This window comes from Streptomyces murinus, from assembly GCF_002154555.1.
Taxonomy (GTDB): domain Bacteria; phylum Actinomycetota; class Actinomycetes; order Streptomycetales; family Streptomycetaceae; genus Streptomyces; species Streptomyces murinus.
Genome location: NZ_MUNF01000740.1, coordinates 1 through 6,447, shown reverse-complemented (window position 1 = coordinate 6,447; position 6,447 = coordinate 1). Strand labels below are relative to the sequence as shown.

6 protein-coding genes are annotated in these 6,447 nt (G+C 74.7%); all 6 read right to left on the bottom strand.

Annotated features, from left to right (window positions below):
• Positions 1–567: spherulation-specific family 4 protein (locus CCN72_RS34230; protein WP_086812221.1), on the bottom strand; the 567-nt coding region annotated here is incomplete at its 3' end.
• Complete coding sequence (locus CCN72_RS34225; protein WP_086812219.1) at positions 564–1,448, bottom strand: NAD-dependent epimerase/dehydratase family protein; 885 nt, start codon at positions 1,446–1,448, stop codon at positions 564–566. The genes CCN72_RS34230 and CCN72_RS34225, both read right to left, overlap by 4 nt.
• 7 nt (positions 1,449–1,455) lie before the next feature.
• Entirely contained in the window at positions 1,456–2,169 is a 714-nt protein-coding gene (locus tag CCN72_RS34220) for a nucleotidyltransferase family protein (protein ID WP_086812218.1), read from the bottom strand.
• Positions 2,170–2,210: 41 nt separating this feature from the next.
• Positions 2,211–3,212, bottom strand: coding sequence for a GDP-mannose 4,6-dehydratase (locus tag CCN72_RS34215; RefSeq protein ID WP_086812216.1), 1,002 nt, complete (start codon positions 3,210–3,212; stop codon positions 2,211–2,213).
• 43 nt (positions 3,213–3,255) lie between these two features.
• Positions 3,256–4,638: a hypothetical protein gene (locus CCN72_RS34210; protein WP_086812214.1), complete on the bottom strand. Its 1,383-nt coding sequence runs from the start codon at positions 4,636–4,638 to the stop codon at positions 3,256–3,258.
• On the bottom strand, positions 4,635–6,152 hold the full coding sequence (gene pelF / locus CCN72_RS34205; protein ID WP_086812212.1) for a GT4 family glycosyltransferase PelF: 1,518 nt from the start codon (positions 6,150–6,152) through the stop codon (positions 4,635–4,637). The genes CCN72_RS34210 and pelF overlap by 4 nt, the downstream gene beginning before the upstream one ends.
• Positions 6,153–6,447 lie beyond the last annotated feature (295 nt).

Here is a 6,447-nt window from a genome sequence, read left to right as displayed (position 1 = left end):
CGCGGTGCGCACCGCGAGCGGGACCAGGGCGGCGGGGACTCCGTACACCAGATGGCAGATACGGGCGGGTGGCTGCCGCGCGGCCCAGGACGGCCGGGTGAACGCGGAGACGTACGTCGACCAGTGTCCCTCGAACGTGACGGTGAGATCGGCGAGCCGGGCGTACCCCGGCGCCGGATGGACGCCGGGGTTGAGCACCACGCTGCCGGTGCCGAGCCGCCGCAGTTCCCGGACCAGGCGGCGGCAGTCGGGCAGGCCCTCGGCGGTCGCGGTGACCCGGTCGAGGAAGCAGCCGTCGGTCCGGTACCAGAGCCGGTGCCGGCGCACGTCCTCGGTGATCGCGGCCCGGTCCCGCGTCCCGTAGTCGGTGTCGACGTACCCGAGCAGCCGGGCGCCCGCCGTGCGCAGCGCCCGGGCCGCCGCCGTGTACGCGGGGTCGGGCGCGGCGCCGGGTCCGCTGGCCGGGTTGAGGACGACGGCGTAGGTGCGGGCGGCGGCCGTGATCAGCCGGTGCCAGGCGCCCGGGTCCTGTGCCGGGTGCACGTACAGCGGTATCAGCAGGCTCACGGTGTCGCCGCCCACAGCGCGGCGAGGGCGTCGTCCAGGCCGTGGGCCGGGCGCCAGCCGAGGGCGCGGTCGGCGGCGCCGATGTCCGAGCACTGCCAGGACACCTGGGCGGAGCGCGCCGAGCCGCCCCCGTCCTCCGCCAACTTCCCCTGGAATCTTGCGAGTCGGGCCAGGCCGTGCACCAGTTCGCGCACCGGTACGGCCCCACCGCCGCCGATGTTGAGCACGGGCGGCAGCGGTCCGGGCGCGGTGACGGCGAGGGCGACGGCCCGGGCCACATCGCGGACGTCCACGAAGTCACGGTAGGCCGACAGGTCCCCGAGCCGCAGCACGGCCCCGGGATCGGAGCCGGCCGCCCGCAGCAGCGCGGCCATCCGGCCGGGCAGGCTCGCCGCGGGCGCCCCGGGCCCCACCGGGTTGCCGATCCGCAGCACCACCGCGTCCAGGCCCGCCGCGGTCACCGCGAGGGTGCCGGCGAGCTTGGTGGCGCCGTACGGGGTGACGGGGCAGGCGGGCGCCGATTCGGTGACGGCCGCGCAGGGGGTGCCGGGGCCGTACTCGGCGGCGGAGCCGAGGTGGACCAGGCGGGCCGCGGGGGCCGCCTCGCGCAGCGCGGCGCAGAGCACGGCGGGCCCCCTGGCGTTGACCTCCGCGAGCGTCACCGGGTCGCCGCCGGTGGCGCCCGCGCAGTTGACCACGGCGTCGGGCGCGGCCGCCGCCAGGGTCTTGGCCAGCCGCTCGGGCCGGTCGGCGGCGAGGTCGACGGCGTACTCGGCGCCGGTGCGGCCCCCGGTGAGCAGGTGCGCGCCCGGGAGGGCGCGCACCTGCTCGGTCACCCGGCGGCCCAGATATCCGGTGCCGCCCAGGACGAGAATGCGCATGCGGAACTCAGGCTCCCTTGAGCAGCAGGGACTTGCGGCTGGTGAACTCGGCGTTGGCCCGGTCGTAGTCGTCGGGGCGCCCTATGTCCAGCCAGTAGCCCTCGAACTCGTAGGCGTGCGGCGAGTTCTGGGCTCTGAGCAGGTCGAGGACGAGTTCGTCGAAGCCGAGTGGCAGCCCCGGGGTGTAGCCATCGAGAGTGGCGCGGGAGAGGCCGTAGACGCCCATGGAGACCCGGTAGTCCATGCTGGGCTTCTCGGTGAACGCGACGACCTTGCTGGCGTCGGTGGTGAGCACACCGAAGTCGATGTGCACCTTGCGGGCGTAGGTGGCGATGGTGAGCGGCGCGCCGGAGGCGCGGTGGCGGCGCAGTACGTCCGCGTAGTCGAGGTCGGTGAGGATGTCGCCGTTCATCACCAGGAAGTCCTCGGGCAGCCGGTCCTTCAGGTTGAGCAGGGGGCCCATGGTGCCGAGCGGGCTCTCCTCGGTGGCGTAGTCGACGGCCATGCCCCACTGGGAGCCGTCGCCGACGTAGGCGCGGATGATCTCGCCGAGGTGGCCGATGGCGAGGGTGCAGCCGGTGAAGCCGGCCGCGGACAGCTGGCGCAGCACGATCTCCAGGATCGCGTGCTGGTCGCCGATGGGCACGAGCGGTTTGGGCAGCGCGGTGGTGTAGGGCCGCAGCCGGACGCCCTTGCCTCCCGCCAGGATCACTGCGTGCATGGGGTGCCTCCTTGAGCAGACGTCGTGACGTGCCGGACGGGTCAGATGTTGTAGATGCCGGTCTTGTAGCGGGCCAGGTTGGCCGGGTCGCGGAAGAACTCCACGGTCTGCGCGAGGCCTTGCTCCAGGGTGTGCACGGGCCCCCAGCCGGTGGCGGCGGTGAGCCGGCCGGCGTCGGCCACGAGCCGCATCACCTCGGAGCCCGCGGGCCGGATGCGCGCGGGGTCGGCGCGGACGTCGAGGGCGGTGTCCATGACCTTGCCGATCAGGGCGACGAGGTCGCCGACCGAGATCTCGCCGCCGGTACCGGCGTTGAAGGTGCGCCCGACGACCTGCTCGGCGGGGGCGCCGCCCACGGCGAGGAAGGCCCGCGCGGTGTCCTTGACGAACAGGAAGTCCCGGGTGGGCCGCAGATCGCCGAGGGTGATGGTCCGCTCCCCCGCCGCGACCTGTCCGATGACGGTGGGGATGACGGCGCGCATCGACTGGCGCGGTCCGAAGGTGTTGAACGGCCGCAGGGTGACCACCGGGGTGCCGAAGCTGGCGTGGTAGCTGTCGGCCAGCCGGTCCCCGCCGGCCTTCGAAGCGGCGTACGGGGACTGGGTGTTGATGGGGTGGTCCTCGGTGATCGGCACGGTCCGCGCGGTGCCGTAGGTCTCGCTGGTGGAGGTGTGCACCAGCCGGGGGGTGCCGAGGGCGCGGACCGCTTCGAGCACGTTGAGGGTGCCGGTGACGTTGGTCTCCACATAGCTGTGGGGCGCCTGGTAGGAGTACGGGATGGCGATCAGGGCGGCCAAGTGGTAGGCCACGTCCGCCCCTTCGAGCAGTCCGCGCACGGAGCCGGGGTCGCGGACGTCGCCGAGGACGATCTCCACCTGGTCCAGCACGTCCGGGGCGAGGGTCTCCAGCCAGCCGTAGGAGGAGAAGGAGTTGTACTGGGCCATGGCCCGCACCCGGTGCCCCGAGGCGACCAGGGCCTCGGTGAGATGGGAGCCGATGAAGCCCTCGGCGCCGGTGACGGCGGCGAGCGGTTGGGAGGTCAACTGGTGGGTCCTTCCAGTGAGTCGAGGAAGAAGAAGGTCTGGTTCAGGCGTGCCGGGCCGGGCGGCCGAGCAGCCGCAGCGCGCACGCCAGCAGACACGGCACGGCGGCCGCGCAGGCGAGCGGCAGGGCGGCCGGGCCGGGTGGCAGACGCAGCGCGGTGACCGCGCCGGCCGTGCCCGCGGCGGCCAGACAGATCACGGCGGGCGGCCAGGCGGTCCCGAACGCCTGGAGGAGCAGCGCGGTCCACAGGGTGGCCGCGAGCAGCAGAAGTGGTGCCGGTGGGGCGCCCGTGAGGTACGCGGCGGGCAGCAGCGGCAGCAGATAGCCGAGCAGGCACAGGCCGAGGACACCGGCGGAGCGCAGCAGGAATCCGGCCGGGGTGGCGGTGGCGCGCAAGGCGGCGACGGACAGGCCGCGGTAGCGGTAGAGCAGCCATTCGGCGGGTCCCATGCTGAGGGTCAGCACGATCACCGCGTACGGCTCCCGGCGGCCTTCGAGCAGCACCAGCAGCCCGGCGGCAAGACCGAACAGGCCGTACGGCAGCGACCAGCGCAGCGGGGGCCGTCTGCCTCCGTCGGCGCCGGGCTCCTTGAGCAGGCCGCGCAGGGCGTGCGCGGTGACGGCGAGCGTGCCGAGCAGCGCCAGCAGGGGGAGGCCGAGGCGCGGCACGGGGCCCGGGTCCCAGCGGAGCAGGCAGGCGGCGCCCGCGAGCAGCGGGCTCAGCGCGGCGAGCAGTGTCTTCTCCCGGGCCAGGACCAGCAGGACGCCGGCGGCCGCGAGGTAGAGCGACTGGGCGGCGACGGCGAGCAGGACCGGGCCGCCGCCGGTGAGCGGCGCGGCGAGGGCGGTGGCGAGTACGGCTCCCAGGGGTGCGCCCGCGGCCAGGGTGCGGGCGGCCTCCCGGGGGCCGGTCGCCTTGCGTAAGTGGGCGCGGTGGCCGAGCCCTTGGCCCCAGGCCCAGGAGATCAGGCCCGCGAGGATCAGCGCGGCGGCGTGCCGGCCGGGGTGCCACAGGGGCGCGGTGAGCGGATAGGCGAGGCCCGGCAGGGCGAAGAGCAGCCCGCGCAGCAGACAGCGGACATGGTCGGGACGCCAGGGGTCGGCGGCCGGCGCGGGCTCGGGGAAGGTGCGGGGCACCTGCTCGTAGAGGGCGGTGGCCAGCGAGAACAGGTTCGGATGGCCGTACCGGTCCTTGATCGTCTCGGCGGTGAGGCCCTCGGCCTCCAGCAGGGCGGCGACCTCGTAGGGGTGGACGGCGGGGCCGATCCGGTCGGCGAGTTCGGCGGCCAGCAGGCTGACGGCCGTCTCGTCGGTGCCGAGGGCGGGCAGCCGCAGGGACAGGGTGCGGTCGTCGGGGTGGGCGAGCCGGAGGGCGAGGGTGTCCTGTTCGGCGCCGCCCGGTTCCAGTGCCATGGGTCCGCTCATCCGGCCAGGCTCCCCGCGGCGGTCCGGCGTCCGGGCTCGCGCTCCGGCGCGGACGGGGTGACGAATTCCCGTGTGTGGTAGGGGAGTTCGAGGTATATCGAGCGGAAGGTGTCGATGGTCTGGCGGAGGGTGAACTGCTCGATCACCCGCAGCCGCGCGGCCTCCCCCATGGCCCGGCGCCGGTCGCCGTCGCGGAGCAGTTCCAGGGCGGCCGCCGCCATGCGTTCCGGGTCGCGCGGTGGTACGACGAGGCCGGTGTCGCCCACCGCCTCGCGCACCCCGCCGACATCGGTGGAGACGGTGGCCCGGCCGCAGGACATGGCCTCGATCAGGGTGAACGGGAAGCCCTCGCTGATGCTGGAGAGCATCACCACGTTCCCGGCCGCGTAGGCGTCCTTGATGTCCTCGACGCGGCCCTCGAAGGCGACGGCGTCGCCATGGCCCAGCTCGGCCGCCAGCGCGGCACAGCGCTCCCGGTACGCCTCGCCGCCGCGGGGTGTGCCGCCGAAGAGCCGGAGCCGGGCCTCGGGTATCTCGGCCCTGACCAGGGAGAACGCGCGTATCAGCGTCTCCAGGTCCTTGATGGGGTCGACCCGGCCGGCCCAGCTCAGGGTCGGTGTCCCCGGTTCGGGTCCGGCGGGCGGGAAGGCGGCCGGGTCCACGCCGTTGTAGACGGTGCGGATGGCCTTCGGGTCGGCGCCGCCCTGTTCCTCCCAGATCCGGTTGTAGCGGTTGCCGGGGGTGATCAGGGCGGCCCTGCGGTAGCTCTCCTCGGCGAGCAGCCGGAAGAAGCCGAGGACGACGGCCTTCACCGGCCAGCGGTAGGGCGCGGTGCGGTAGCCGAGGTAGCGCTCGCGCAGATAGACACCGTGCTCGGTGAGCAGCAGCGGGACTCCGTGCCGGTCGAGGGCGGCGAGTCCGGGCAGTACGGCCACTCCGCCGCTGACCGCGTGGGCCACGCCGTGCTCGGGCGCGGGCGCGGCGAGCGGGCGCAGGGCGTGTTCCAGCAGGGCGGTGGCGGTGACCGCGTCATGCAGGGTGGGACGCGCCTCGCGCACGGCGAGCCCCGGACGGTTCCACGCGGTGGCGAGCAGGGCGATGGCCCGGTCACCGCGCAGGAAGGGGCTCAGCGTTCCGTCGGCGGCGGCTCGCGCCAGCAGGTAGAGCGCGGGTGGGAACTGGTCCTCGGCGCACGGGTCGAGGAGGGCGGTGAGGAAGCGTTCGTAGGCGGCGGTGAGCCGGGTGAGGGCGCGGCCCCGGGGCGCGCGGCCCTCGGGCGGCTCGCCCCACATGGGGACGGAGCGCACCTGGTGGACCTGGGCGGGCAGCTCCCAGACGACGGGTTCGCGTCCGGTGCCGGTGACGGCGATGACGTCGAAGTCCAGGTCGGGCATGCCCTGGACGAGTTGGTCGCACCAGACGCTGACGCCGCCGTGGCTGTGCGGGTAGGTGCCTTCGGTGAGCAGGGTGACGTGCGCCGCGCCGGGGCGGCGCGCACCGTGGTGAACGTGCATCGATCGGGCTCCACGGCCAGAGTTGTGGGGTGGTCGTGCGGGTCCCGGCCGCGTCGGGGCGGCCGGGATCCGGGGCCCGTCCGAGGGTGTCGGACGGGCCCTTGGGTCGGTGCGCGTTCAGTGCTGCGAGGAGTGCCTGACCTGGTGCCGCGGTGCGTACGGGACCTGCTTGGAGACGCCCTTGGGGAGCCTGGTGCGCGGGGCCGGTGCGGTGGCCGCCGGGTGGGTGTGGCCGTGGGTGCCCGGGGTGGCGGCGGGCGCGGCGGCCGGCAGGGTGAAGGTGAGCGGGGTGGCG

Bases quoted from the DNA above. Each gene is read 5' to 3' on its own strand.
- CCN72_RS34225 (WP_086812219.1), bottom strand. From the start codon at position 1,448: ATGCGCATTCTCGTCCTGGGCGGCACCGGATATCTGGGCCGCCGGGTG.
- CCN72_RS34220 (WP_086812218.1), bottom strand. From the start codon at position 2,169: ATGCACGCAGTGATCCTGGCGGGAGGCAAGGGCGTCCGGCTGCGGCCC.
- CCN72_RS34210 (WP_086812214.1), bottom strand. From the start codon at position 4,638: ATGAGCGGACCCATGGCACTGGAACCGGGCGGCGCCGAACAGGACACC.
- pelF (WP_086812212.1), bottom strand. From the start codon at position 6,152: ATGCACGTTCACCACGGTGCGCGCCGCCCCGGCGCGGCGCACGTCACC.